The organism is Pseudomonas sp. LjRoot277, assembly GCF_964253845.1.
In the GTDB taxonomy this organism is placed as follows: Bacteria; Pseudomonadota; Gammaproteobacteria; order Pseudomonadales; family Pseudomonadaceae; genus Aquipseudomonas.
The window spans coordinates 4,238,294-4,264,828 of record NZ_CAXURI020000001.1; the positions used below are offsets into that span (position 1 = coordinate 4,238,294).

Here is a 26,535-nt window from a genome sequence, read left to right on the forward strand (position 1 = left end):
AGGGCTATTTAAAGGGCGTCAAAATCAAACGATGGAACATAGCCTGCGCCGAGCAGATGTGGACATTTCGACGATACAAAATCATCACTTAATAAATCATCCGCACTTTTATACTTGTTCGTAAAAACCCCTGTGATATTTAAAAGAGTATGTGGCAAGGAGGATATGCTGATTTTCTGACTTTCTCTTTCCTTCAACTTTAGAAGCTTGAGCGATTGCTGGCTTGAAATATTATCGGATGCCCAGATAAATGCCGAAACCGGGAGATCGTATTTATTGCCAATCCCATGACCCAGTAGCCCTCGACTGTCATCCATCATGTTTTCACCATGATCCGATGAATAAAACAAGACAGATGGTTTTTTGCTTGACTTCAGCTGATCAATAATTGCGCTCAATAGCCAGTCGGTATACAAAATACTATTGTCATACTCTGCGGTAATTTTGTCTTTGAAGCTGTCTGTTGACGGCTTGAACTTATCGAATTGTTCTGGGTATCGGCGTGAATACTCGAAATGACTACCCTTGACATGAATGAATATGGCTTTCTTTTGTGTATCGCCTTTATTTAATATTTTTTCATATTCTGAAATCAATGCTCCATCATAGCTTCTCTCGAAATATTGACGATATTGTGCCTCTGCGGCTATTTGTGGAATTATCCCGCCAAAACTATCAACTTCCTGCACAGACAACCAATAGGTCATGTACCCGGCTGCGCGATATATACTCACCAATGATTTGGTTGACGCAATGGAGTCCCAATCCGATATAGGCTCAAGGCTCAGCATTGAAGGAACCGCGTACGAGGTATACGGGGCTGTCGTGCAGATCTTATTAAACTTGAAAATCCCCGCCTGCTTACCGAGATTCGGGGTTGTTTCCTTGTTATAACCGTAGAGGGACCAGTTCTGCGGCCGTGATGACTCACCGATCACAAAAACAATGGTTTCTATATTGGATTGATCCGACATACTGGTTATTTTTACATCGGATTCCCGACGGCGCTTGATAAGGTTCTCCGTCCCCAAATACAAGTTTGCAGTCAGGGCAATTTGCGACAAATAACCTACTGGCGTGCTTTGATCTTTTGCAAGGAGATCCATGACTGCAGATTTCCCGAAAGAATTAAGTTTGACAGTTTTATAAAAATACGCCCCATACCCCACTAGCAAGGCGCTAACAACCAAAACAAAAATACCTTTGTTTTTATATAATTCGCGCTTATGCAGGCCTATTAATCCAGCCCCATAGCAAAATATGAAAATCACCAAAACGATACTGATCGGCTGCCAATAGGTCGGCAGAAATTCGCTCGCCTCCTGATAGTTTGTCAAGCCAATAAATATATAGGCAGCGGTTAATCTCGAGTTGAAATTCAAAACCAAAAACAGATCAATAGCTGCTATCAAATAGAACGGCAGCAGAAGAATGTGAACCTTGAATTGACTGGATGAAATAAATCTAATTGCCAAAAGCCACAACACCGACATGCCCAGGGTGTATACGACCAATAAATCAATTTTAGAGTATTGATAGTTTGCAAGCGTTCTAACAATCAACGGTGATAGCAGAAATAACCACAATACTAAATTCGGCCATTCTGCTTTAAATATTTTTAATGAGTAATCGATAATTTTGGCAGAATTTTTCATTTGATAATAATTCTCGCAGGATGCCCTTATGCCTCCTCAGAGGGTAGCTTCAATTGGCGCGCTCGCTGTATCTTGTTCAAAATAATCTGTGCCTGCACAGCAATAGTGCCCAGGAAATCGGAGATCAGGATGAAATTTTTGGTGGTGGGTGGCGCGGGTTATATCGGCTCGCACATGGTGAAGCAGCTACTGAGTGCAGGTCACGATCTTGTGGTGGCAGACAATTTCTCAACGGGTTATCGCAGCGCGTTGAGGGGCGGGACATTGGTCGAACTGGACATAGCCGACGAACAGGCGCTGGACGCCCTGTTTGCGGGACACCACTTTGATGCCGTGTTCCACTTCGCGTCCTTTATACAGGTGGGCGAATCCGTCGCTGAACCTGCCAAGTACTATCAAAACAATTTCGCCGCCACCCTGACGCTGCTCCAGGCGATGGTTCGCGCCGGGGTTAAAAACTTCATTTTTTCCTCGAGCGCCGCCGTCTACGGTGATCCGGTGTATGTACCCATCGACGAGGAGCATCCCAAGGTCGCGATCAACCCTTATGGTCGCAGCAAGTGGATGGTGGAGCAGATGCTTGAAGATTTCGACCGCGCCTACGGGCTGAAATCGGTCTGCCTGCGCTACTTCAACGCCGCCGGAGCAGACCCTGAAGGACAGTTAGGTGAACGCCATGAACCGGAAACCCATCTGCTGCCACTGATCCTGCAAGCAGCCTCCGGACGGCGCGCAACCATCACCGTCTATGGCCGTGATTACGACACGCCTGACGGCACTTGCATTCGCGACTACGTCCACGTTGTCGACCTCGTTGCAGCTCACGCACTTGCAGTGGATTATCTGCTGGCAGGGGGTGCAAGCACGGCGTTCAATCTCGGTAACGGTCAAGGTTTCTCGGTACAGCAAGTGATAGATACCGCGCGCTACGTGACCGGCCAGGATATCTCTGTCAGCGAAGCGCCACGTCGCGCGGGCGATCCACCACGCCTTGTGGCCGATCCCCGCAGGGCCAACACATTACTTGGCTGGCAAGCGCAATTTGGCTCACTTGAACAGATAGTGGCGCACGCCTGGAACTGGGAGCAGAAGTACCCTTGGCACTGACCGTCGGCGCTAGCCAATAGCGCCGATCTCCTGCGGGTGATGCTCTAGTAGTAAGAGTGGTTTTCGGGCTCGGCTTTGTTCAACACCGTGCCAATCAGATTGGCTGTCCCAAGATGATGCAGGCTTTCCTCGATCTCTTTCTTGCTGTTCAATCCATTAGCGACAACGAGCAGGACACAGTCGAACCTGGGCAGGACGTTAATCACATCATCCGAACTCAACAACGGCGGCAAGTCGAAAATCACGACACGTGAGTTGTAGCGCTCGCGCAGATCAACAATCAAATGGCTCACTGCAGGTGATGACAGCACTTCGGTGGAAAGAGGAATCGGCTCACGCGTCGGCAGGACCACAAAGCGCGGCAAGGTCGGATTGACCAGTACTTCTTGCAGTTCAGCTTCATCCGCCAACAATTCATTAAGCGATTTATCCATCGGCAGACCCAGATACTCACCCACCTTCGGACGACGCAAGTCGAAGTCCACCAGTAACGCCGTCTTGGTCGTGTGATGCGCGATACTCATTGCCAGGTTTATAGCCAACACCGTCTTGCCTGCCTCCGGAGTCGGCGAGGTGATGGCGAGCGTGCGCCAGCCATTTTCTTCCATGATTTTTAGAACTTGTGTACGCAGTAGATCGAATGCCCCGCTCATATTCGAATTTTTGTTGTAAGCCACAATGCGGTTGCGCTCAAGGTGATCTGGTCGCAAAGGTACAACCTTGGTTTGCACATAACTGAGTGCATTCAGACCTGTGGACTGCGCGGTCGGTGTCATGGCTTTTGACGAGGTCTGTTGCTCGGCTTTTTCGGTATCGGGATTGAACATTTCCATGGCTATATTCCTTATGCAAACCGGCCCAGAGCTTTAAACATCAGAAGATCCAGAGGCATGTAGAGGAAGTGCAGGAGCACCAGAAAGATCGCGATTGTCACGACTCCACAGACGATCAATAGCATTCGCCACTTCCTGCGGCGTGCCAGTTCAGCCTTGGTGTGAATGTAGGGAATGGAAACCAATACGCGTCTACCCAGCACGCTGGCCAAGACCTGGGCACCGCGCACACGCTGACTCATCATCTCGAGGAGCATCACCAGCGCGCCGGCACCCACCGGGGCAAGCAAGAAACCCATGGCAACCACTTTTTTACGGTTCGGCCGTACCGGCTTCTCGGGCATCAGCGGCGACTCCAGAAGAACAAAACGCTCGGCTTTGTTTTCCTGCTCCAGGCTTTCGGAAATTTTCGCACTCATTTCCTTCGTGCGAATCTCTTCATATTTTTTACGAGCATTATCGTGGTCACGCATCACCGTAACCAAGCCGCGCTCGATTTGCGGCGTCTCAATAATTTGTGCCTCGTATTCGGCTATTTTTCCGAGTATTTGCTGCTTTTGATCGGCCAGTGACTTGATACGTGCTTCTGCTGCGGAGATCCGCGCCTGGGCCTTGGCAACGTCCAGATTGACCGAAGCCCCTGCACCAGCACCTTTGCCAGCCTCAAGTGCAGCAATTTTGCGTTTGACGGCACGCACGTCGGGGTGGGCTTGCGTATACAGCGCCTGCAACCGGGTGTACTCCGCTTTGAGGCTAGCCAGATCCTGTGGTTTATCTACTGCCGCACCGGATGTTCCAGGCTTGGTCGCTAGCCCGGCATTCGCGGCGGAAAGCTCCAGCTCATTGAAGCGCAACTCCTCACGGGCAGTTTTGTAGTCACGGTCAACCTCTTTAAGCTCGGTTTCGGCGCGCGTCAACATATTCATGCGCAGCTCCTGATGCTCGGGCAGCGCGTTGCTGTGTGCCTGCTTGAAGTCCGCCAACCGGTTCTCGAGGGCTTCCAGTTCCACCCTGAGTTTGTCCGCCTCCTGCGTCAGGAACTCTGTCGTTTCACTGGCGCGTTCGGTGCGCTGCTTGATGTTTTCATCCAGAAACAGCGTCACCAGCTCCTTGGCAACTTTGTTCGCAATCTCTGGCTGCCGGTGCTCAAAGGAAAGACGGAAAGCAATCGTCACCTCTCCGCGCCCCTTGACGGCAGCACTGACCAGGGAGACCACAATCGCATTGCGCATTTCTTCGATCTTCTCGCTAACGCTCAGTTGCCGACTTTGCGAAGCAAAAAGATTGTATTTGTCGATGATCCCTTCCAGATGCTCACGGGTCATCACGCGCTGGCGAATGACTTCGATGCGCTCATCGGCAAAGGTATTGTTGTTGGCCGCCACCAGGTCTGGCGAAATCTGTTGAGACTCCACCAGAATCGTGCCGGATGACTCATAGGTCGGCGGGAGAGAGATCGCTACCGCTATGCACACGCCGAGTATGACCACGAAACTCACGATCAACAGCAGGGCGTGGTGCTTGATGATAGCTAGGTAGTCGTTGAACGACATTTCGTATTCAGAGGCCATATTTCTCACACAGCTGAATGTCAGAGACCGGGATAACTATAGGTCAACGTCAGCCCGACGACGTTTGCAGTGGCATCCGGCAAGCCATCTTGCTGGCGTTGTTTGTATGTGTAGGATAGGCGTGCAATCCAAAAAGGCGAGAGTTCTTGGCTAAACCAGGCACTGTAATTTTTCAGGGTATTCGGCGTCCGGCCTTTGGCGTCTTGCCAGGAGGCATCGAAACCGGTGCGTCGGGTCTCGTCGACGGCATAGCTCCATGTCCCCCTCAGGGCATCAACCTCGACGAAACCACCGTCCCCGCTGGCGAGAGTGCTACGACTGGCGTCGATGCTGGTATCAATACGCTCACCGGCATATTGCAACATTAAACCGCCCTGGCCTTTGGGGCCGCTACCGGTGCCGGAGACTTGGTTGAGACCCACGTAGGCCGTCCCCTTAAACCGCTCGGAGAATTCGACATTCAAGCCGATCGCAGGGGTGTAGCTGTTCGAGGAAGCCACCGCAGACCCCTTGTCCGGCTCATAGCGCCTCACGCCCAAACGGGTGAACAGCTCGACCTGCTCACTCCATGCATAGTTCCAGCTGAAGCGGGTCGCCAGCTCGTCATAGTTGGTCAGTGAATTAATATCGTAAGTGACATGAGTGTAGTCAGTCTCGTTAACCAGGGTACTTCGCTCGCTGAGAGCAGTGCTCCAGTTGCCGCCCAGCAAATACATCTTTTGCGTGCCATCAGAGGCAACTACGCCGGTTTCCTGAACTACCGTGGAAAGCGTAGAGTTTTCTTCATACCTCGCCGTGAGTCCAAAAGCCCCCGTTTCGGTCTCGCGCTGCCACCCTAACCTTAATCTGGGATCTTCACGGTCCGAAACGATCGACGTATCCGACGAGCGCACGATATTTACCCCGAGACCGAACTGGAACTCATCCCGTCCGGAAGTACCCACGAGGCTGTAATCGGGGGCGATGATGGTACGGGTCACCCCCTTCTCATCACTCGTGAGCAACAGTGGGTTGCTGTCGTACTCGACCGTCGAAGGCACTGCTATAGCTGATTGCCAAGTAGCAGCATAGGCCATGTCCGAACACGACAAAGCCAGGATTGCCGTCGCAATCCCGGTCGTTCGAAATTCAAGCAAGATAATCCTTAGTGCCTCGCGCAAGGCTAAGGCACGACCAGCGTATCGCCGGCTTTAAGTAGAAAATTGGTGGTCATGTCTTTCCCTGACATCAACTCGCTATAGTCGACGCGCAGGATCTCTTGTTTAGCCCCATTGGACCGCACGACCTTAATGTCGTCTTTATCGGCGAATTTGTCGAGCCCGCCCGCCATGCTTATTACCTGCAGCACTGACGTTCGACCTGCCATATGCACGGGGCCGGGTTTCAGCACTTTGCCCTGGACGTAGACGAGATTACCTTCGGTGCCGGTGACGACAACGCTCACCTGCGGATCAGGTATGAATTTCTCAAGTTTGGCAGCGATTTGCTGCTCGACAGCGGTGGTATCAAGCCCCTCAACATCGACTCGCCCTACCAGCGGGAAGGTAATGCTGCCATTGGGGAGTACGCGTACATCCTGTTTGAGCTTGTCTTCGCCCCAAACGGAAATAGAAAGGTTATCTCCCGGACTCAGCCGGTAAGTCGGGTCGTTTTCGACGGCATTGGAAAGGCTGGGCCAAACGACCAGCGCGCAGAGCACAGGTATCAATGAACGGAACATCGGGATCCCTCCGTCTAAGTGGCCATGCAAGGAGTCTAGAACAAAAAAACCTAGTCAAATCACTCTAGCCTATTTCACGCCAAAGAAACTACTAAACAGCAATCACCTTGAGCTTCTGGGTGGTCAATTCTACCAATGCAACACACCCGAAACCGGAACGTTAGTGCAAAACAGAACAATAGTGTTATTTAACAATAGGTTGGAACAGGCAAACCACCTCCGATGTATTTCGCGCCAATATTAACTACACCATACCCGCTTGAGCTGGCTCAACTGCGACACTGTCAACCTGACGATGACTACGTTTGCCAGCGCAACTAACTGATATCCACAATCACAACAAAAGCATCACATAAAGCCGTGTGTCCAGCCAGCCACCAGAGTGACCGTCTAAATAACCCTTATTGCCAAAAACGTTAACAACACTTATATCTTCCGTCGGTTGGCGACCACAATAAAACCAAACAACGCGGAAGAAAATAACCATGCTGCCGCAGAAAGCGGTACTGCATTGGGTTGGTTGATATCAGATACCCCCACCAGACTTTTATCCTGGAGAGATGAATCAATCTTGAATTTCTTATTGTCAACCGCCGCCATTAATCCGTCACGGGAAGAAGAATTGACGGATACATCCACGCCTGAGTCAGCGTGATGATTGACACTGTTAACTTTCGCAGAATGGACATCATCGACGTAAATATCAGTGATCAATGAAGGCAAGCCAAGGCCCTTTCCAAAAGTAAGTAGTGCGCCACCCGCGTTATCTTTGAGAGCCGTACAAAGTTGAGGCCCTAACTCCTCGCAAGCGCTGCTTATGCGACTAATTTCATAGGCCAAACTGGTCGCCTGAGCACTAGCAACGGCTGCACCATTCAGGATCACAGACAACAACACAAATTTAATGACAAGTGTTGAGCGCATAACACCGCCTCCTTGCGCAGGGGGGTTATTCTTTTGTCGGTTGAAGGAATCTTTATCGGCTAAATTGAGCCTATAAGCACATCGCTATTACGTCAATGGTCCGTCACAATAATAAATCGAAATTTCATTTTACGGAGGATGGCGTCAAAATAACGCCACAACAAGCACGCCAGTCCACTGAATTCTATCCATGTGAAATAGCTTCACGCATGGGCATCGGTCGCATCAGGAGCCGGCCAAAGTACCCGGCGGCGGAGAGTTTTTGACGCATGAAGACGGCATGACAGGCCCAGCCCTGGAACACTGTAGAAGTCTCGGCGCTGCACCAGGGAACCATGCTCAACCTCCCTGGCACCCGCGCCGAGCAGATCAATTCAATGCGCGTAAAAGGCATCGCGATTGAAGACAGGATGAATGACTGACCATTACTTCGGTTGCGCCACCGTACGCAAATAAGGTTTCACCGTCTTGAAGCCATCCGGGTACTTCTTCCTTGCGTCGTCGTCGGATACCGACGTAGGAATGATCACATCCTCACCCGGACGCCAGTTCACCGGCGTGGCAACCGTGTGCTTGGCGTTTAACTGGATAGCATCGAGCAGCCGTAACACTTCATCGAAATTGCGCCCGGCACTCATCGGGTAGATCAGCATCGCCTTGATCTTTTTATCCGGGCCGACAATGAATACTGAGCGCACCGTGGCGTTGTCCACGGCAGTACGAGCGCCGCCACTGGCGTTCGGGTGGATCATGTCGTAGAGCTTGGCCACCACCAGATTCTCGTCGCCGATCATGGGGTAGTTGACCGCATGGCCCTGGGTTTCTTCGATGTCTTTGGCCCAGGTCTGATGGTTACCGACCGGGTCGACGCTGAGGCCGACAATCTTGGTGTTGCGTTTGTCGAACTCCGGCTTGAGCCCGGCCATATAACCGAGTTCAGTGGTGCAGACCGGGGTGAAGTCCTTAGGATGTGAGAACAGGATGGCCCACTTGTCGCCAATCCATTCGTGGAAATGGAGCGTGCCTTCGGTGGTTTCGGCGGTGAAATCCGGTGCTTCGTCGCCAATACGAATGGTCATGTGCGTTCTCCTCGCTGTGAAGGGTAGGGAAACTCTCGGAACGATCCAGTATAGGAGACCTTGAAGACTTCGCTCTGCACCCGTCGAAGGGCTGCTGCACACCGATTTACGAGACTAAAACTTCATCCGCAAATGCTGCCTATACTGCAATCCGGCCAATCCAAGTGCCCTGATTGTCTGCGCTAAGGACCTGACAGATGAATGTGATCGATTATTTTGATCGAGTAAGAATCATCAATATCTCGTCAAGAAAGGATCGCCGTTTAGAAACAGTAGAAGAATTCGCTCGCAACGGCTTTCACATTGATGATGAAAAAATAGGCTTTTTTGAGGCTGTTACGCCCAGTGAGGGAAATGGCTTCCCGAGCGTCGGGGTCAGAGGCTGCTTTTTGAGTCATCTGGGGGTGCTGGAAGAGGCGATGCGCCTGAATTTGAAAAACATCTTGATCCTGGAGGACGACATACAGTTTTCCAGACATATTTCTCAATATGGAAGAGAGGCCATCGAGTCTCTGGAAGGTATGGAGTGGGACATCGTCTATTTTGGGCATCCGTTTGAAGAAAATTCAAACTTGCCCGCTTGGAAAGCAGTTGACCGGCCAATACATTTGGCCCATTTCTATGCAGTTAACGGGAAATGCTTTGGGAAATTGAGGGATTTTTTATTCCAGATTCTGGAGCGGCCACCGGGACATCCTGACGGAGGTCCGATGCATTATGACGCTGCTCTCAATACGCTTATTCATAAGAATAAAGAAATCCTGGCTTACTATTTCACCTGGAATTGTGGCTATCAAAGGCCCTCGCGGACGGACCTGCATGAGCTTTCCATCTTTGACAGGGTGCCTCTCCTGCGGCCGGTAATGGGTATGCTCAGGAGGTTAAAGGCAAAAAATCTGAGAAGAACTCGATAGTTTTCTCTCTTTAAAGAAGGTCTGAAGTACCCAATGCCTGACGTAACCAACCGGCACGGCGCAGGAGCCGTGTCCGGGTGATTGTGGCGCCCCCTCCTCATTTACGCGCCAACTTGTACCGGACGCACTCCTCGTAAAAGCTCTCGCGCAGGGCTGCGGGCTTCATCCGCGAATTACTGTCATAGGTCTGCTCGGTAATGCCCATCGCCATCATGTGCATCCACGGCTTGCTGAACTTGTAGGTATGTAACTTCTGCCGCGCTGCATACAGTGAAACCCCGGACAGCTTGAGCTCCTGGGCTCTCGCCGCAGTACCTGCGCCCCAGCTGCAAATGTAACGATCATTCGATGCCAGCTCTTTGGCCTGGACAGTGGCGGCAACGCTCGCCAGGCCTAACGAAATCAGCGCAACCATCACATTCCGCATTTGCATTCGATCCCAACTAACTGAAAATTAATTGATTCTGGTCAAAAGTTTCAGTCTTCGGGGCCAGCAAAATGCCTTAAGTGCGCTATCGCCTGTTTTCTCCACGTCTTACGGACGTTTCTTGCGAGATTCCAATCCTTAGCTATAGCTAACACTCTATCCCGCCAATGAATGAGGCAACGGAATGTCAGTCGCAAAGAAAATGACAGTGGGGCAACTGACGATGTTGACAGCCGTCAACATGTTGGGCTCCGGCATTGTGCTGCTCCCCACAAAACTTGCCGAAGTTGGCGGTATTTCCATCCTTTCCTGGCTGATCACGGCCACTGGCTCCCTGGCGCTGGCCTATGCCTTTGCGCGCTGCGGGATGCTCAGCCGAAAGACCGGGGGTATGGGCGGCTATGCCGAATACACCTTCGGCAAGGCGGGTAACTACATCACGAACTACACCTATGGCCTCTCGCTGTTGATTGCCAACGTGGCGATCAGTATTACGGCGGTCGGCTATATCCAGGAGCTGTTCCATGTTGAACTGGGCTCACTGCAAGTGGGTCTGGCGACCATCGCTTTGTTATGGATCACCACCTTCGCCAACTTCGGCGGCGCGCGGATTACCGGCCGGATCGGTTCGATCACGGTTTGGGGTGTCATTGCGCCGGTGGTGCTGGTGTCCACCATTGGCTGGTTCTGGTTCGACAGCAGTGTCTACGCCGCCGGCTGGAACCCCCACAACATGGGCGCGTTCGAAGCTGCAGGTGCATCGGTGGCGATCACCTTGTGGGCGTTCCTCGGCCTGGAGTCGGCGTGCGCCAACACCGATGCCGTGGAAAATCCGGAGAGGAACGTACCGATTGCGGTGCTCGGCGGCACCCTCGGCGCGGCGGTGATCTACATCGTCTCCACCAACGTCATCGCCGGTATCGTCGATAACCCTGAACTGGCCTCCTCCACCGCACCGTTCGGGCTGGTCTTTGCCAAGATGTTCACCCCTCTGGTCGGCGACATTGTGATGGCCGCGATGGTAATGGCGTGCATCGGTTCGCTGCTGGGTTGGCAATTCACCATCGCTCAGGTCTACAAAAGCTCGGCAGACACCGGTTACTTCCTGTCGATCTTCGCCAAGTCCAACAAGGCCGGCACCCCGATTGTCGGCATGCTGGTGCTGCTGGCAGTGCAGACGGCACTGGCTTTTCTCACCATCAGCCCTGACCTGAGCAAACAGTTCGACACCCTCGTCAACCTCGCGGTGGTCACCAACCTGGTGCCCTACATCCTCTCCATGGCCGCGTTGATGACCATTCAAAAGGTATCCAACGTTCCGGCGGGTGCGGCGCTGATAACCAACATCATTGCGTGGGTCGCAGCGGCTTACAGCTACCTGGCGCTGTACAGTTCGGGCGCGCAGGCACTGATGCTCGGCGGCGTGGCAACGATCTTTGGTTACACGCTGTTTGGCTTCGTCAACAACCGCCTGATCCGCCTCGAAGCGCTCAACAACAGCGTACCGACACAGACCGTCAGCGCTCAGCACATCACGGGCGAGCCGGTACCGGTCAATAACTTGCAAGCAGTAAAAGTGGAGGCTTGATCATGACGGAATATAAAAATTCGCTCGGAATGCTCACGCTGTTGGTCAGCAGCCCGCCGGACAAACGCACCGTCTTTGGTCGCGCCCTGCATCAGTTGATCAACGATGTGGAGGAACGCGCCGTCCGGGTGCTGGCGTCGGAAACCCTGAGCGACGCCACATCGATCCTGCGCTCGGACCCGGCCATTCAATGCGTGCTGCTCAGCTGGGAAATGGACAAAAGCGAAGACCACGAGGAATGCATCCAGCTGCTGGTCAGCCTGCGTGAGCGCAACACCCGGGTGCCGGTTTTCCTGATTAGCGACCGCAGTACCGCGTCGAACATTCCGCTGGTGGTCATGCAACACGCCGATGACTTCATCTGGTTGCCCGAGGACACCAGCCGTTTCCTCAGCGGGCGCATCCTGGCGGCCATCGAGCGTTATCGCCAAGCCGCATTGCCTCCCATGTTCGGGGCGCTGGTGAAGTTTTCCCGAACCTATGAATACTCGTGGCACACCCCTGGACATGCCGGCGGCACAGCGTTTTTGAAGAGCACCGCGGGGCGCGCCTTCTACGAGTTTTTTGGCGAGAACCTGCTGCGTTCGGACCTGTCGATTTCGGTCGGCGAACTCGGTTCGCTGCTCGATCACAGCGGCCCCATCGGCCAGGGCGAGCGCTACGCCGCCAAGGTGTTCGGCGCCCACCGCACCTACTACGTCACCAACGGCTCGTCGATGTCCAACCGCGTCATCCTCATGGCCAGCGTCACGCGCAATCAGATCGCCCTGTGTGACCGCAACTGCCACAAGTCCGCCGAGCACGCGATGACCCTGTCCGGGGCGATTCCGACCTATCTGGTGCCGACCCGCAACCGCTACGGCATCATCGGCCCGATCCTGCCGCAAACCCTGAGCAGCGACGGCGTGAAAGCCGCTATCGCCAGCAACCCGCTGGTCAAGCAGGGCATCGATCCGACACCCGTCCACGCCATCATCACCAACTCCACTTACGACGGCCTGACCTATAACGTCACCCGCGTCGAAGAGTTGCTGGGGCAAAGTGTCGATCGTCTGCATTTCGATGAAGCCTGGTACGGTTATGCGCGTTTCAACCCGCTGTACCGCGAGCGCCACGCCATGCACGGCAGCCCGGACGATCACGACGACTCGAAGCCGACCGTGTTCGCCACCCAGTCGACCCACAAGTTGCTGGCCGCCCTGTCCCAGGCCTCGATGATTCACGTGCGTAACGGCCGCAACCCGATCGAACACGGGCGCTTCAACGAGTCGTACATGATGCACGCCTCGACTTCGCCGAACTACGCAATCATGGCTTCGTGCGACGTCAGCTCGGCGATGATGGAAGCGCCCAGCGGGCAAATCCTCACCACCGAATCGATCGAAGAAGCCATCAGTTTCCGCCAGGTCGTCTCGCGCATGCACAACGAGATGTTGAGCAAGGATGACTGGTTCTTTACCTGCTGGCAGCCGCCGACCGTGCAGGTTGGCGCGGCCACCGTGCCGTTCCATGAAGTCGACCCGGTGCTGTTGAAAACCGAGCCGAACTGCTGGGTACTGCACCCCAACGCGGTATGGCACGGCTTCGGTGACATCGAAGAAGGCTACTGCATGCTCGACCCGATCAAGGTCTCGGTGCTCAGCCCCGGCATGGGCGACGACGGCAACCTGCTCGACTCGGGCATCCCGGCTTGTGTGCTGACGGCGTACCTGGGACGTCAGGGCATCGTGGTCGAGAAAACCACCGACTTCACCATCCTGTTCCTGTTCTCCATCGGCATCACCAAAGGCAAATGGGGCACCTTGCTCAATGCCCTGCTCGACTTCAAACGCGACTATGACGACAACGTCGAACTGGAACTGTGCCTGCCGGATCTGCTGGCCGCCAACCAGACTCGTTACGCCGGCATGGGCCTCAAGGACCTGGCCGACGAAATCTTCGCTGCGATGAAGAAACACAAAACCACCGCCAACATGGCCCAGGCGTTCGGCACACTGCCGCAAGCCGAATTCAGCCCGGTGGAGGCCTACGAAAAACTGGTCAGAAACGAAATCGAACGGGTGACACTCGAAGAAGCCGCCGGACGTATCGCCGCCACCGGGATCGTGCCGTATCCACCGGGCATTCCACTGCTGATGCCGGGTGAAAACGCCGGGGCTGCGGATGGGCCGTTGCTGGCCTATCTCAAGGCGCTGGAAGCCTTCGACAAATCCTTCCCGGGTTTCACCCATGACACCCACGGGATCGAAAGCGAGGGCGGGGTTTATCGCCTGCTGGTGTTGAAATGAGCTAGCGCCTGTACGTGCAGCAAAGTAAAAAAACGGGCGCCCTGAAGGCGCCCGTTTTATATGTCTTCTCCTAAGCGATTAACCCCTCGGGTTTAAACCCTCACACTGCGCCCCGGCAACGATGATCGCTGGCTGGTTTCCCAATCCTGGACCAGACCGACGGGCGCATCGGACGCTGGCAGCATGGTGCGCCCACGAACCAGATCGGAGGCCCGTTCGGCCAGCATGATGGTCGGTGCATTGAGGTTGCCGTTTGGCTCGGTCGGGAACACCGACGAGTCGATCACCCGCAAACCCGCGATGCCCCGCACACGCAGCTCGGAGTCAACCACTGCCATCTCGTCCTCGCCCATGCGGCATGAGCCACAAGGATGGTAGGTGCTTTCCAGGTTTGCACGCACGAAGGCGTCGATTTCTTCGTCGGTATTCACCTGTGGTCCGGGGGCGATCTCGCCGTCGCGGAAGCGGTCCATTGCCGGTTGGCCGATGATCTCGCGGGTCAGTCGGATGCAGCGGCGGAAACCTTCGCGGTCCTCTTCGCGTTGCAGGTAGTTGAATTGAATCTCTGGATGCTCGTAAGGGTCAGCGGAACGCACCCGAACATAACCGCGACTTTTCGGTTTGTTCGGCCCGGTGAGCACCATGAAGCCGTGGCCCTTGATCGGTTTGTTGCCGTCATAACGCATGGCCGCAGGCAGAAAGTGGAACTGAATGTCCGGCCAGCGCAGGCCCTTGTCTGAGCGGATGAAGCCACCTGCCTCGAAATGGTTGGTAGCGCCGAGTCCGTCCTTGAACAACAGCCAGCGCAGGCCAATCAACAACTTGCTCAGCGGGTCCATTTTGCTATTGAGCGTCACCGGCTCCTTGCAGCCGAACTGGATGTAAACCTCGGCGTGATCCTGCAGGTTCTCCCCTACTCCCGGCAGGTCATGACGCACGCCGATCCCGGCTTTGCGCAGAACCTCGGCCGGGCCGATACCGGAGCGTTGCAACAGGTGCGGCGAACCGATGGGACCCGAGGAAATCAGCACCTCACGGTTGCAATAAACCTGATGGGTCTGCCCTTCGTGGTCATACATGACGCCGACGGCTCGCTTGCCTTCAAGGATGATCTGGCGAGTCATTGCATGGGTGATCACGGTCAGGTTCGGACGCCCCATGGCCGGGCGCAGGTAAGCGTTGGCCGTGGAGCAGCGCACGCCGTTTTTCACCGTCATGTGCATCGCGCCGAAACCTTCCTGCATGTAGCCGTTGCAGTCCTCGGTCTTGATGTAGCCCGCTTCTGCGCCCGCCTCGACCCAGGCCCCGTATAACGGGTTTTTCATGTGATTGCCGTTGGTGGTGTGCAACGGGCCGGTGCTGCCGCGATAGCCGTCACCGCCCTCCTCGTAATGCTCGGCCCGTTTGAAGTAAGGCAGGCAATTGCGGTAGCCCCAACCCTCTGCACCGAGGGACTCCCATTCGTCAAAGTCATAGGCGTGGCCACGGATGTACACCAGGCCATTGATCGACGACGAGCCACCCAGCACTTTGCCTCTTGGGCAGTGAATGCGACGTCCGTTGAGGAACGGCTCTGGCTCGGTTTCGTAGCGCCAGTTGTACTTCTTGGTGTTCATCGGGATCGAAAACGCGCTCGGCATCTGGATCACCACACTGCGATCGCTGCCGCCGAACTCAAGCACCAGTACTGAGGTGGCCGGGTCTTCGCTCAAGCGGTTGGCCAACACACAACCTGCCGAGCCGGCGCCGATGATGATGTAGTCGTATTTTTGCGTAACCATGATTATCTCCGGACCGCCGATTCGTTGAAAACGGGCAACGACGGCTTGGTCAACGTGTCGCCGGTGGTGTATTGCGGGGATGTTTTTTCGATGTGCTGGATGACGATTTCTTCGCGCTTGAGGTCGATCGAGCGGCTGAACCAGTAGTACACCAGCCCCGACACGATCAGCCCGACGAGCCAGGCGATATCGATGCTGCCGAGTGCCTTGGCGAGCGGGCCGACATAGACCTCACGCTGTTCAACGCCATCGTAGATGTAGAAGAACGGGATCATCGAGATGAAGCCGATGGCATACGCCGCGATGCCGCGCAGGCCCCAGCTGCCATAGATGTTGCCGTGGGGCATGAAGAAGTGCGGGATGGCGTAGCGGCCCTTGCGGACGAAGAAGTAGTCGGTCAGGTTGACCGAAGTCCATGGCACCAGGAAGTACAGCATCACCACCAGGTAGATGCCCAACACCGACAGGCCTTTGCCCGAACTCTGGATGCTCAGGGCCACGCCCAGTTGCAGCAGGATCACAAAACCAATCGCCAGAATGCGCGCCTTGCGGGTCGGTTCGATGTGCTTGATCGAGTCGACGCAGGTCAGCGTGGTCAACTTCGCGCTGTAGATGTTCATGGCGATGACCGGCAGGAACGCCAGGATCGTGACAACCACCACCACCGTCCCCATCAGTGGCGACACGGTGTTGCCGACTTGCCCAAGGGCCACCAGCACGTCCGTGGAATGCAGGTGATCGGCCAGCCAGCCACCCACGGAAATCATCCATGCGCCGGACAACGAGGCACCCAGGAAAACCACCGCGATCAGTTTGCCGCTGGAGGTGTTCTTCGGCAGGTAACGCGAATAGTCGGACACATACGGGGCGTAAGCGATGTTGTAACTCGCCGCTGCCGCGAACTGGGCGATGAAACCGGTCCAGTTGAAGCCCAGCGGCGCCGGGGCTACTTCACCGGCCGCAAGCACCGGCACCGCGGCATCGGGAACCCAGCCCATCAGCACCGCCAACGTCACCAGGCCGTAAAGTGGAAGCGACAGGTACAACGCCCATTTGAAACTGCGGTGCATCCAGTCATGCCCGAGGATCGCCAATACGGCCGCCGGTATCGTCACCGCCACCGCGATCACCGCGGGGTTGAAGCCAAATAGCGTGTGCAGCCCCTGCATCATCAACACCAGGTTGACGATGTTGAAACCGGCGAACACAAACAGCGTCGCCAGCAGCACCAGGATCACACCGCGATAGCCAAACTGCGCACGCGACTGGATCATCTGCGGCAGGCCAAGGTGCGGGCCTTGCGAGCCGTGAAAGGCCATGAACAATGTGCCGAACATGATGCCCAGCGTGCCGGCAAGTGTGGTCCAGAGCGCGGTCAGGCCGACGCTCGGGCCAACAAAGCCGATGGTCATGGTAAAGAAGGTGAAATTGCCGAGGAACCAGAACGGGCCCTGGCTCGACAGTTTATCGGTGCGCTCGCTCTCCGGGATGAAATCAATCGAATGGCTTTCGACGACGGGTTTGTCGTCCAGGACCGACACGCTCAGGGCTGACTTGGCGTTAGTGTTCATGATGGTCTCTTATTGTTGGAAGATCATGACGAGATAACTGCATTCTTTCGGGTGAACGGTTCCCTTGTGGAAGCGAGCTATGTGGCGAGGGGGCTTGCCCCCGTTGGACTGCGTAGCAGTCCCATTTTTTTGGGGCCGCTTCGCGACCCAACGGGGGCAAGCCCCCTCGCCACATAGCCCCCTCCCACAGGGTTTGAGTCAGCCATGACTCAGGGGAGCGTGATCCAGACCGCCTTGGTTTCGAGCAGATAATCGAGCTGCTCCGCGCCCAGGTCCTTGCCGAATCCGGACTGTTTGTAGCCACCGAACGGCATCGACGGATCGAGGGTGCCGTGGGCGTTGACGTAGACCGAACCCGCTTTCAACCGAGGGATCAGGCTGTGCACCTTTCCAAGGTCATTGGAATACAGTGCGGCCGCCAGGCCGTAAGGCGAGTCATTGGCCAGGGCCAAGGCCTCTTCTTCATCGTCGAACGGTGCGGTGACCAGCACCGGACCAAAGATCTCTTCCTGGACGATGCGCATGTCGTTGCGGCAATGGGCAAAAATGGTTGGCTCGACGAAGAAACCGGGGCCTTCGACAGGCTGGCCGCCATAGACCAGTTCGGCGCCTTCTTGCTTGCCGGTTTCGATGTAATCGGTCACTCGCTCCTTCTGCAACGCCGAGACCAACGGGCTGATGAAGCAGTCTGGATCCAGGCCCGGTGCGATTTTCAGCGTGCGGGTGTAGGCGATCAGTTCGCGCAGAAATTCGTTGTAGACGCTGCGATGAATGTAGGCGCGAGTACCGGCATCACACACCTGGCCGGAGTTGAAAAACACGCCGTTGGCAATGGCCTGGGCGGCGGCCGGCACGTCGGCATCGGCCAATACGATTACCGGTGATTTTCCTCCGAGTTCAAGGGTTAGTCGCTTCATTTCGTCCAGCGCGGCGCGGCCGACGGTACGGCCGACCGGGGTCGAGCCGGTGAAGGTGAGCTTGTCGATACCGGGGTGCGTGGCCATGGCCGCACCGACCACGCTGCCGCGTCCGGTGACGATGTTGATTACCCCGTCCGGGATGCCGGCTTCCTGAACCAGTTCGGCAAAGCGCAAGGCTGACAGCGAGGTCAGTTCGGCGGGTTTGACCACCACGGTGCAACCGGTTGCCAGGGCGGCGCCGAGCTTCCAGGCCATGGTTTGCAGCGGGAAGTTCCAGGGCACGATGGCGCCGACCACACCTACCGCTTCCTTGCGGGTATAGGCCAGATAATTACCCGGCAGCGACGGTTCAACGGTGCGGCCATGCAGCTTGGTCGCCCAGCCGGCGAAGTAACGCAGCGTATCGACGGTACCCTGGATATCGACATCCCGCGCGAAGGCGACTGACTTGCCCATGTCGATCGATTCGATTTCTGCCAGTTCGGCGGCGTTACTCTCAATCAGGTCCGCCAGGCGTTGCATCATCCGCTCGCGTTCTGCCGGTTTGGCTTGCCGCCAGGTGCCACCGTCAAACTGTGCTCGGGCGGCTTGCACGGCGCAGTCAAGATCCTGGGTGGTGCCCATCGGAATACGCGTGATCAGGCCCTCGGTCGACGGCTCGATGACGTCGGACGTCTGCCCGTCACTGGCCTCGACAAAGGCGCCGCCGATGAACATTTTCTGAACCTTGCTGAGGAAGGTCTGGGTGGCTTCGGATACACCGAATTTCTGCAAATACTGCTTAACGATCGTGTCCATTTTCATTCCCTCTGTGCGGCGGTCAGATCACGCCGTGGCCGTGGTGGTTTCGCTCATGGCGTTCCGTGCTTGAGCCCGCTCATGGAAGATGAAACCAATGCTGTTGAGCAGCAGTTGCGCCGCCAGAATCGAGGTCATGCCGGAAGGGTCATAGACCGGTGCAACCTCGACCAGATCCATGCCAACGATGTTGCCTTGGCTGCGTTTGGCCAGGGCCTGGATGATTTCCAGCACTTCGTAATAGAGGAAGCCGCCGTGACTTGGGGTGCCGGTGCCTGGGGCGATGGACGGGTCGAAACCGTCGATGTCGATGGTGATGTAGTAGTTGATGTTCTGCGGGATCAACGCCAGCACACCTTCGACGCCGAGGCGGCGTACATCACGTACCGAAAGGATCTTCGAGCCGGCCGCGTGGGCGGCTTCATAGTCGTCGCGATTGGACGAAGACACGTTGCGGATTCCCATCTGGGTCATGCCGACAATGTGGTTCATTTCGGACGCGCGGCGCAGCGGGTTGCCATGGCCGTAGCGAACGCCATGACGCTCATCGACGAAGTCCAGGTGCGCATCGAAGTGGATGATATGGATCGGGCCGCGGCCCTCGAATGCCTTGATCACCGGGGCGTGGACCGAGTGATCGCCACCGAGTACAACCGGCATGACACCGGCATCCAGAATCTTGCGCACGGCGTATTCGGTGTTCTCGTTGCTGGTGACCATGTCGGTGTGCACGATATCGGCGTCACCCACATCGACCATGCGCACGTCGGCGGCAGTCAGGTACATGACGTCATCTTCGTGGTCATAGGCACCGGCATGGCCGAAGGAAAACAGGGTCGATGCCTCACGAATGCCGCGTGGTCCGAAGCGTGCGCCGGAACGCCACTGGGTGCCCATGTCGTTGGGCACGCCGAGGACCGCCACGTCCGCATCCAGTGCATCCCAATCGGTGCACACCGGGGATTTGCCAAAGGTGCAGTGACCCACGAATGGCAGGTTCAGGCGACCGGATTCATAACCGTTGTTCGACATTTCAGGCATCTCCAATTCTTGTTATCAGCTAGCGGACTTGGATGGCGACCGCCGTTGGAATGACTATGGGCGCAGGTTTTCGTGGAAAAAATGCTAAACATCAGATACTCATATCGGCATTACCGATGCATCCACACGCGGGAGGTTCAAGGTGATTCAGCTGCACGATGTCGATCTGAAACTGCTCAGGGTGTTTGCCACGATTGTCAGGTGCGGCGGTTTCTCTGCCGCGCAGGCGGCGTTGAATGCCGGCCAATCAACCATCAGCGAACAGATGACTCATCTGGAAACCCGGCTGGGGGTCAAGCTCTGTCAACGCGGGCGCAGCGGCTTTCGTCTGACCGAGCAAGGCGTGGCGATCCACGAAGCCACTCAGCGTCTGCTCTCGGCGGTGGAAAACTTCTGCATGGACGCCGACGTGCTCAAGCAGCACATCAGCGGCAAGCTCAATCTTGGGATCATCGACACCACCATTACCGACCCGGACTCACCGCTGCCGCGCACCACCCAGCGCTTCGTGTCGAGGGGACATGATGTGCACCTGAACGTGTACGTGGGCACCCCCGCGGAACTGGAGGAACGCGTACTCGACGGCCGACTGCACCTGGCCATCGGGCACTTCCCGATTCACGTTCCGGGCCTGTTGCACACACCGCTGTATCAGGAAGCCTTGGGGTTGTATTGCGGGCGGCGGCATCCGCTGTATGGCAGCAAGGCCGAGGGCGACGAACTGCTTGAAGAGATTGCCGCAAGCCGGATTGTCGTCAGGGGCTACATGCAGCAATACGACCTGGAACACTTGGGCGTCAGCAAGGCTGCGGCCACGGTGGACAACATCGAAGCGCTGGCGATTCTGCTGATCTCCGGCGCCTATCTGGGCTTTCTGCCGATGCACTTCGCGGCCCAGTGGATCAAGACCGGCGAGATGCACCAACTGGCGCCCACCAGCTTGCAACTGATGTCGCCGTTCGACGTGATCACCCGACGCGGCACTGCCCCGCCGCCGATCCTTCAGGCGTTCCTTGAGGATCTGGCCGCCTGTTCGCGCACCACCGGCAACACCTGACAGACACGGCGCGTGCCGGTCATACTCATTCTGTTCGCAACCCTTGCAGGCCACCCTATGCGCATCCACGTCACCTTCATCGACCGCGTCGGTATCACCCAGGAAGTGCTGGCCCTGCTCGGTGGGCGCCGTTTCAATCTGGATGCCGTCGAGATGGTGCCGCCCAACGTTTACATCGATGCGCCCACCCTCGGTGCCGATGTACTGGAAGAGCTGCGCGAAGCCTTTCTTGGGGTGCGCGGCGTGCAAGCGGTGACGATGGTCGACATTCTCCCGGGGCAGCGCCGACGCTTGCAACTCGATGCTTTGCTGGCGGCCAGCACCGACCCGGTGTTGGCGGTGGATGAGCGCGGTCATGTGCTGCTGGCCAACCCGGCGTTGATTTCGCTGTGCGGCCGGGAGCCCGCCGGTGAACCGCTGACGGCACTCTTCGATGATTCCTCCTTGCAACAGACGTTGATCGAACACGGTTACCGCCTGCCCATGCACGAGGTCAGTCTCGGTGGCCAGACGCTGCTGCTGGACGCCATGCCGATCACTGATGCCGGTGCCCTGCTGACCCTGTATCACCCGAACCGCATCGGTGAACGGCTCTCGGCGCTGCATCATGACCATGCCGAAGGTTTCGACGCGCTGCTCGGCGAGTCCCCGGCGATTCGGACCCTCAAGGCCCGCGCCCAGCGTGTTGCAACGCTCGATGCACCGCTGCTGATTCAGGGTGAAACCGGCACCGGCAAAGAGTTGGTGGCACGTGCCTGCCACGCGATCAGCGCCCGGCATGACTCGCCCTTCCTGGCCCTGAACTGCGCGGCACTGCCGGAGAGCCTCGCCGAAAGCGAGCTGTTCGGCTATGCCGCGGGCGCCTTCACCGGCGCACAACGGGGTGGCAAACTCGGCCTGCTGGAACTGGCCGACCAGGGCACGGTGTTCCTCGACGAAGTCGGTGAAATGTCGCCGTACTTGCAGGCCAAGTTGCTGCGCTTTTTAAGCGATGGCTGCTTCCGTCGAGTGGGTGGCGATCGTGAGGTCAGGGTCAACGTGCGGGTCCTCAGCGCAACCCACCGTGACCTGGAGAAAATGGTCAGCGAAGGCAGCTTTCGCGAGGACCTGTTCTACCGCCTCAATGTGCTCAATCTGCAAGTGCCACCGTTACGCGAACGCGGCCACGACATCCTGTTGATGGCCAACCATTTCATGCAGCAGGCCTGCGCGCAGATCCAGCGTCCAGTCTGTCGCCTGGCGCCCGGGACCTATCCGGCGCTGCTCGGTAACCGCTGGCCGGGTAATGTGCGGCAACTGCAAAACGTGATCTTCCGCGCCGCCGCCATTTGCGAAAATCCGCTGGTGGACATCGACGACCTCGACATCGCCAGAACGGCCGTGGAGCGGCAAAACGACGGTGAGGTTGGCAGCCTGGAGAATGCCGTCGAAGGGTTTGAAAAGAACCTGCTGGAACAGCTCTACAGCAGTTATCCCTCCAGCCGTTTACTGGCGGCACGCCTGCAAACGTCGCACAGTGCAATCGCTATCCGCTTGCGTAAATACGGCATTCCCAATAAATCGTAAATCCGACTCGATCAAATGTGGGAGCGGCGGTGCGGCGATCCGACTTGCTCGCGAAAGCGGTGGGTCAGGCGCCTGCAAAGTTGCTGATCCGACGCCTTCGCGAGCAAGCCCGCTCCCACAATGGACATGTGTCGTTGCAGCCTGTGTGAAAATCGATACAGCGTATTGAATTCAAGACATAACCGTCACGACCTGCCTGGCCCGGGCCTCGCACCCTCTCTCTTGAGTACCTGTATTGATTTCAATACGGAGACGCACTGCCAATCTGTCTAAAAATGATTCAAGCAATTGATTTAAATAGATAAATAAACATTGGCACCACCCTTGCTATCAACCCTCAAGCCACGCTCGTTGCCCGGCACGAGCCTGCCAATCGCCATCCGCCACCAGCAGTGGATGAGTCTGAACAATGAGGAGTTGATATGAGCGAATTGCGTTTTACCATCGATCACGAATGGCTGCGTCTTGAGAGCGATGGCCTGATTACCGTGGGGATCACCGCTTATGCCCAGCAAGCGCTGGGTGACGTTGTCTTCGTTCAAGTGCCTGAACTGCGCACCTTCGGCGCTGGCGATGAGGTGGCGGTGCTGGAGTCGGTGAAAGCCGCCAGCAGCGTGTACATGCCGCTGGACGGTGAAGTGGTCGAGGTGAATTCGACGCTGGAAAACTCCCCCGAATTGATCAACGAAGACGCGCTGGGTGAAGGCTGGTTCTTTCGTATGCGCCCCAGCGACACGAGTGCAATGGACGCCCTGCTCGACCAGACCGCTTACGAGCGTCTGACCAACGACGACGCTTGAGGACTTCTCCATGACCGCCCTCCTCGACACCCGCAACGAATTCATCGCCCGCCACATCGGCCCGCGCGCCTTTGATGAGCAAGCCATGCTCAATAGCCTCGGCTTCGACTCGCTGGAAGCCCTGAGCGCCAGCGTCATCCCGGACAGCATCAAGGGCACCAGCGTCCTCGGCCTCGAAGACGGCCTGAGCGAAGCCGACGCCCTGGCCTTGATCAAGTCCATCGCCGGCAAAAACCAGCTGTTCAAGACCTACATCGGCCAGGGCTACTACGGCACCCACACGCCGTCGCCGATCCTGCGCAACCTGCTGGAAAACCCGGCCTGGTACACCGCCTACACCCCGTACCAACCGGAGATTTCCCAGGGCCGTCTCGAAGCGCTGCTGAATTTCCAGACCCTGATCAGTGACCTCACCGGCCTGCCGATCGCCAACGCGTCCTTGCTCGATGAAGCCACCGCCGCCGCCGAAGCGATGACCTTCTGCAAACGCCTGAGCAAGAACAAGGGCAGCCACGCGTTCTTCGCCTCCAGCCATTGCCACCCGCAAACCCTCGACGTGCTGCGCACCCGTGCCGAGCCGTTGGGCATCGACGTGGTGGTCGGCGATGAGCGTGAACTGAGCGACGTGACGCCATTCTTCGGCGCTTTGCTGCAATACCCGGCGAGCAATGGTGATGTGTTCGATTACCGCGAACTGACCGAACGCTTCCACGCCGCCAATGCTTTGGTGGCGGTCGCCGCCGACCTGCTGGCGCTGACCGTGCTCACCCCGCCGGGCGAATTCGGCGCCGACGTGGCCATCGGCAGCGCACAACGTTTCGGCGTGCCGCTGGGCTTCGGTGGCCCGCACGCGGCGTATTTCTCCACCAAGGACGCGTTCAAGCGTGACATGCCGGGCCGTCTGGTCGGCGTCTCCGTCGACCGTTTCGGCAAGCCGGCGCTGCGTCTGGCGATGCAGACCCGCGAGCAACATATCCGTCGCGAGAAGGCCACCAGCAACATCTGCACCGCACAAGTGCTGCTGGCCAACATCGCCAGCATGTACGCCGTGTACCACGGCCCGAAAGGCCTGACCCAGATCGCCCAGCGCGTGCATCACCTGACCGCGATTCTGGCTAAAGGCTTGAGCGCGCTGGGCCTGAGTGTCGAGCAGGAAAACTTCTTCGACACGCTGACCCTCAAGACCGGCGCTAACACTGCCGCGTTGCACGAGAAGGCCCGTGTCCAGCAGATCAACCTGCGCGTGGTCGATGCCGAACGTCTGGGCCTGTCCCTCGACGAAACCACCTCGCAAGCGGATGTGGAAACCCTGTGGGCGCTGCTGGCCGACGGCAAAGCGCTGCCGGACTTCGCCGCCCTCGCCGCCTCGGTGGTCAGCGCCATCCCGGCCGCGCTGCTGCGTCAATCGCCGATCCTCAGCCACCCGGTGTTCAACCGCTACCACTCGGAAACCGAGCTGATGCGCTACCTGCGCAAGCTCGCCGACAAGGACCTGGCGCTGGATCGCACCATGATCCCGCTGGGTTCCTGCACCATGAAACTCAACGCCGCCAGCGAAATGATCCCGGTGACCTGGGCCGAATTCGGCGCCCTGCACCCGTTCGCCCCGGCCGAGCAAAGCGCCGGTTATCAGCAGCTGACCGATGAGCTGGAAGCGATGCTCTGCGCCGCCACCGGTTACGACGCGATCTCTCTGCAACCGAACGCCGGTTCCCAGGGTGAATACGCCGGCCTGCTGGCGATTCGCGCCTACCACCAGAGCCGTGGCGAAGACCGTCGCGACATCTGCCTGATCCCCTCGTCCGCCCACGGCACCAACCCGGCCACCGCCAACATGGCCGGCATGCGCGTGGTCGTCACCGCCTGCGATGCCCGCGGCAACGTCGACATCGAAGACCTGCGGGCCAAGGCCATCGAGCACCGCGAACACCTCGCCGCGCTGATGATCACCTACCCGTCGACCCACGGCGTGTTCGAAGAAGGCATCCGCGAAATCTGCGGCATCATTCACGACCACGGCGGCCAGGTGTACATCGACGGCGCCAACATGAACGCGATGGTCGGCCTCTGCGCGCCGGGCAAGTTCGGCGGCGACGTGTCGCACCTGAACCTGCACAAAACCTTCTGCATCCCGCACGGCGGCGGCGGCCCGGGCGTCGGCCCGATTGGCGTGAAGTCGCACCTGACCCCGTTCCTGCCGGGTCACGGCACCATGGAGCGCAAGGAAGGCGCGGTCTGCGCGGCACCGTTCGGCAGCGCGAGCATTTTGCCGATCACCTGGATGTACATTCGGATGATGGGTGGCGCGGGTCTCAAGCGTGCGTCGCAACTGGCGATTCTCAATGCCAACTACATTTCCCGTCGCCTCGAAGAGCACTACCCGGTGCTGTACACCGGCAGCAACGGCCTGGTGGCGCACGAATGCATCCTCGATTTGCGTCCGCTGAAAGACAGCAGCGGCATCAGCGTCGATGACGTCGCCAAGCGCCTGATCGACTTCGGCTTCCACGCCCCGACCATGTCGTTCCCGGTCGCCGGCACGCTGATGATCGAGCCGACCGAAAGCGAATCCAAAGAAGAACTGGACCGCTTCTGCGACGCCATGATCCGCATCCGCGAAGAAATCCGCGCGGTGGAAAACGGCACCCTGGACAAGGACGACAACCCGCTGAAAAACGCCCCGCACACCGCGGCGGAAATCGTCGGCGAGTGGACGCATCCGTACAGCCGTGAGCAAGCGGTGTATCCGGTTGCGTCGCTGATCGAAGGCAAGTACTGGCCACCGGTCGGTCGCGTCGACAACGTGTTTGGCGACCGCAATCTGATCTGTGCCTGCCCGTCGATCACCGACTACCAGGACGCCTGATCGTCAGCCCACTCATACCATCCAAGAAC

General features: G+C 57.2%; 20 protein-coding genes. 8 read left to right on the forward strand and 12 right to left on the reverse strand.

The window, feature by feature from the left end; translation table 11 throughout:
• Positions 1–8: 8 nt before the first annotated feature.
• A complete protein-coding gene (locus tag ACSQ87_RS19915) occupies positions 9–1,655 on the reverse strand; it encodes a phosphoethanolamine transferase (protein ID WP_436274188.1) in 1,647 nt (548 codons plus the stop codon).
• Between the two features lie 129 nt (positions 1,656–1,784).
• Here ACSQ87_RS19915 and galE point away from each other — a divergent pair, with 129 nt between their 5' ends.
• Complete coding sequence (gene galE / locus ACSQ87_RS19920; RefSeq protein ID WP_223432895.1) at positions 1,785–2,762, forward strand: UDP-glucose 4-epimerase GalE; 978 nt, start codon at positions 1,785–1,787, stop codon at positions 2,760–2,762.
• A gap of 44 nt (positions 2,763–2,806) precedes the next feature.
• Here the strand turns inward: galE and ACSQ87_RS19925 are convergent, their stop codons facing one another.
• From ACSQ87_RS19925 to ACSQ87_RS19950, 6 genes are all read right to left on the reverse strand, one after another.
• Positions 2,807–3,538, reverse strand: coding sequence for a CpsD/CapB family tyrosine-protein kinase (locus ACSQ87_RS19925; protein ID WP_224789240.1), 732 nt, complete (start codon positions 3,536–3,538; stop codon positions 2,807–2,809).
• A 68-nt stretch (positions 3,539–3,606) separates the two neighbouring features.
• On the reverse strand, positions 3,607–5,166 hold the full coding sequence (locus ACSQ87_RS19930; protein WP_436274189.1) for a GumC family protein: 1,560 nt from the start codon (positions 5,164–5,166) through the stop codon (positions 3,607–3,609).
• Between the two features lie 20 nt (positions 5,167–5,186).
• Positions 5,187–6,242 (reverse strand): hypothetical protein, encoded by a 1,056-nt coding sequence (locus ACSQ87_RS19935; protein WP_411741509.1) that lies wholly within the window; start codon positions 6,240–6,242, stop codon positions 5,187–5,189.
• Between the two features lie 86 nt (positions 6,243–6,328).
• Positions 6,329–6,886: a polysaccharide biosynthesis/export family protein gene (locus ACSQ87_RS19940; RefSeq protein ID WP_223432898.1), complete on the reverse strand. Its 558-nt coding sequence runs from the start codon at positions 6,884–6,886 to the stop codon at positions 6,329–6,331.
• 426 nt (positions 6,887–7,312) lie between these two features.
• Complete coding sequence (locus ACSQ87_RS19945) at positions 7,313–7,810, reverse strand: hypothetical protein (RefSeq protein ID WP_223432899.1); 498 nt, start codon at positions 7,808–7,810, stop codon at positions 7,313–7,315.
• 425 nt (positions 7,811–8,235) lie between these two features.
• On the reverse strand, positions 8,236–8,889 hold the full coding sequence (locus tag ACSQ87_RS19950; protein WP_150657255.1) for a peroxiredoxin: 654 nt from the start codon (positions 8,887–8,889) through the stop codon (positions 8,236–8,238).
• 197 nt (positions 8,890–9,086) lie between these two features.
• On the opposite strand from ACSQ87_RS19950, the gene ACSQ87_RS19955 reads away from it, so the two are divergent.
• Complete coding sequence (locus ACSQ87_RS19955; RefSeq protein WP_223432900.1) at positions 9,087–9,803, forward strand: glycosyltransferase family 25 protein; 717 nt, start codon at positions 9,087–9,089, stop codon at positions 9,801–9,803.
• A gap of 97 nt (positions 9,804–9,900) precedes the next feature.
• Here the strand turns inward: ACSQ87_RS19955 and ACSQ87_RS19960 are convergent, their stop codons facing one another.
• The gene (locus ACSQ87_RS19960) at positions 9,901–10,230 is read right to left on the reverse strand and encodes a hypothetical protein (RefSeq protein ID WP_436275108.1); all 330 of its coding nucleotides are present in this window, start codon (positions 10,228–10,230) and stop codon (positions 9,901–9,903) included.
• Between the two features lie 184 nt (positions 10,231–10,414).
• Here ACSQ87_RS19960 and potE point away from each other — a divergent pair, with 184 nt between their 5' ends.
• Both potE and ACSQ87_RS19970 read left to right on the forward strand, forming a co-directional pair.
• Positions 10,415–11,818, forward strand: coding sequence for a putrescine-ornithine antiporter (gene potE / locus ACSQ87_RS19965; protein ID WP_436274190.1), 1,404 nt, complete (start codon positions 10,415–10,417; stop codon positions 11,816–11,818).
• A 2-nt stretch (positions 11,819–11,820) separates the two neighbouring features.
• A complete protein-coding gene (locus ACSQ87_RS19970; protein ID WP_436274191.1) occupies positions 11,821–14,106 on the forward strand; it encodes an Orn/Lys/Arg decarboxylase N-terminal domain-containing protein in 2,286 nt (761 codons plus the stop codon).
• A 92-nt stretch (positions 14,107–14,198) separates the two neighbouring features.
• Here ACSQ87_RS19970 and betA read toward each other — a convergent pair whose 3' ends face one another.
• The 4 genes from betA to speB all read right to left on the reverse strand — a co-directional run bounded on the left by betA (position 14,199) and on the right by speB (position 20,208).
• Positions 14,199–15,887, reverse strand: coding sequence for a choline dehydrogenase (betA, locus tag ACSQ87_RS19975; protein ID WP_436274192.1), 1,689 nt, complete (start codon positions 15,885–15,887; stop codon positions 14,199–14,201).
• A 2-nt stretch (positions 15,888–15,889) separates the two neighbouring features.
• Positions 15,890–17,458, reverse strand: coding sequence for a purine-cytosine permease family protein (locus ACSQ87_RS19980; RefSeq protein ID WP_056743525.1), 1,569 nt, complete (start codon positions 17,456–17,458; stop codon positions 15,890–15,892).
• 209 nt (positions 17,459–17,667) lie between these two features.
• The gene (locus tag ACSQ87_RS19985) at positions 17,668–19,176 is read right to left on the reverse strand and encodes an aldehyde dehydrogenase family protein (RefSeq protein ID WP_436274193.1); all 1,509 of its coding nucleotides are present in this window, start codon (positions 19,174–19,176) and stop codon (positions 17,668–17,670) included.
• 27 nt (positions 19,177–19,203) lie between these two features.
• The gene (speB, locus tag ACSQ87_RS19990; protein ID WP_095132840.1) at positions 19,204–20,208 is read right to left on the reverse strand and encodes an agmatinase; all 1,005 of its coding nucleotides are present in this window, start codon (positions 20,206–20,208) and stop codon (positions 19,204–19,206) included.
• Between the two features lie 151 nt (positions 20,209–20,359).
• Between speB and ACSQ87_RS19995 the strand changes: the two genes are divergently transcribed.
• The 4 genes from ACSQ87_RS19995 to gcvP all read left to right on the forward strand — a co-directional run bounded on the left by ACSQ87_RS19995 (position 20,360) and on the right by gcvP (position 26,506).
• The gene (locus ACSQ87_RS19995) at positions 20,360–21,274 is read left to right on the forward strand and encodes a LysR family transcriptional regulator (RefSeq protein WP_046049330.1); all 915 of its coding nucleotides are present in this window, start codon (positions 20,360–20,362) and stop codon (positions 21,272–21,274) included.
• A 57-nt stretch (positions 21,275–21,331) separates the two neighbouring features.
• The gene (locus ACSQ87_RS20000) at positions 21,332–22,840 is read left to right on the forward strand and encodes a sigma-54-dependent transcriptional regulator (protein WP_223432906.1); all 1,509 of its coding nucleotides are present in this window, start codon (positions 21,332–21,334) and stop codon (positions 22,838–22,840) included.
• A 422-nt stretch (positions 22,841–23,262) separates the two neighbouring features.
• Positions 23,263–23,640, forward strand: coding sequence for a glycine cleavage system protein GcvH (gene gcvH / locus ACSQ87_RS20005; RefSeq protein WP_436274194.1), 378 nt, complete (start codon positions 23,263–23,265; stop codon positions 23,638–23,640).
• Between the two features lie 10 nt (positions 23,641–23,650).
• On the forward strand, positions 23,651–26,506 hold the full coding sequence (gcvP, locus tag ACSQ87_RS20010) for an aminomethyl-transferring glycine dehydrogenase (RefSeq protein ID WP_436274195.1): 2,856 nt from the start codon (positions 23,651–23,653) through the stop codon (positions 26,504–26,506).
• The last annotated feature ends 29 nt before the right edge of the window (positions 26,507–26,535 follow it).

Coding starts and splice junctions, on each gene's coding strand:
- betA (WP_436274192.1), bottom strand. CDS start 15,887: ATGGTTACGCAAAAATACGACTACATCATCATCGGCGCCGGCTCGGCA.
- ACSQ87_RS19925 (WP_224789240.1), bottom strand. CDS start 3,538: ATGACACCGACCGCGCAGTCCACAGGTCTGAATGCACTCAGTTATGTG.
- ACSQ87_RS19950 (WP_150657255.1), bottom strand. CDS start 8,889: ATGACCATTCGTATTGGCGACGAAGCACCGGATTTCACCGCCGAAACC.
- ACSQ87_RS19915 (WP_436274188.1), bottom strand. CDS start 1,655: ATGAAAAATTCTGCCAAAATTATCGATTACTCATTAAAAATATTTAAA.
- gcvP (WP_436274195.1), top strand. CDS start 23,651: ATGACCGCCCTCCTCGACACCCGCAACGAATTCATCGCCCGCCACATC.
- ACSQ87_RS19985 (WP_436274193.1), bottom strand. CDS start 19,176: ATGGACACGATCGTTAAGCAGTATTTGCAGAAATTCGGTGTATCCGAA.
- ACSQ87_RS19930 (WP_436274189.1), bottom strand. CDS start 5,166: ATGGCCTCTGAATACGAAATGTCGTTCAACGACTACCTAGCTATCATC.
- ACSQ87_RS19960 (WP_436275108.1), bottom strand. CDS start 10,230: ATGCGGAATGTGATGGTTGCGCTGATTTCGTTAGGCCTGGCGAGCGTT.
- ACSQ87_RS19955 (WP_223432900.1), top strand. CDS start 9,087: ATGAATGTGATCGATTATTTTGATCGAGTAAGAATCATCAATATCTCG.
- ACSQ87_RS19940 (WP_223432898.1), bottom strand. CDS start 6,886: ATGTTCCGTTCATTGATACCTGTGCTCTGCGCGCTGGTCGTTTGGCCC.
- potE (WP_436274190.1), top strand. CDS start 10,415: ATGTCAGTCGCAAAGAAAATGACAGTGGGGCAACTGACGATGTTGACA.
- ACSQ87_RS19970 (WP_436274191.1), top strand. CDS start 11,821: ATGACGGAATATAAAAATTCGCTCGGAATGCTCACGCTGTTGGTCAGC.
- gcvH (WP_436274194.1), top strand. CDS start 23,263: ATGAGCGAATTGCGTTTTACCATCGATCACGAATGGCTGCGTCTTGAG.
- galE (WP_223432895.1), top strand. CDS start 1,785: ATGAAATTTTTGGTGGTGGGTGGCGCGGGTTATATCGGCTCGCACATG.
- speB (WP_095132840.1), bottom strand. CDS start 20,208: ATGTCGAACAACGGTTATGAATCCGGTCGCCTGAACCTGCCATTCGTG.
- ACSQ87_RS20000 (WP_223432906.1), top strand. CDS start 21,332: ATGCGCATCCACGTCACCTTCATCGACCGCGTCGGTATCACCCAGGAA.
- ACSQ87_RS19935 (WP_411741509.1), bottom strand. CDS start 6,242: ATGGCCTATGCTGCTACTTGGCAATCAGCTATAGCAGTGCCTTCGACG.
- ACSQ87_RS19980 (WP_056743525.1), bottom strand. CDS start 17,458: ATGAACACTAACGCCAAGTCAGCCCTGAGCGTGTCGGTCCTGGACGAC.
- ACSQ87_RS19945 (WP_223432899.1), bottom strand. CDS start 7,810: ATGCGCTCAACACTTGTCATTAAATTTGTGTTGTTGTCTGTGATCCTG.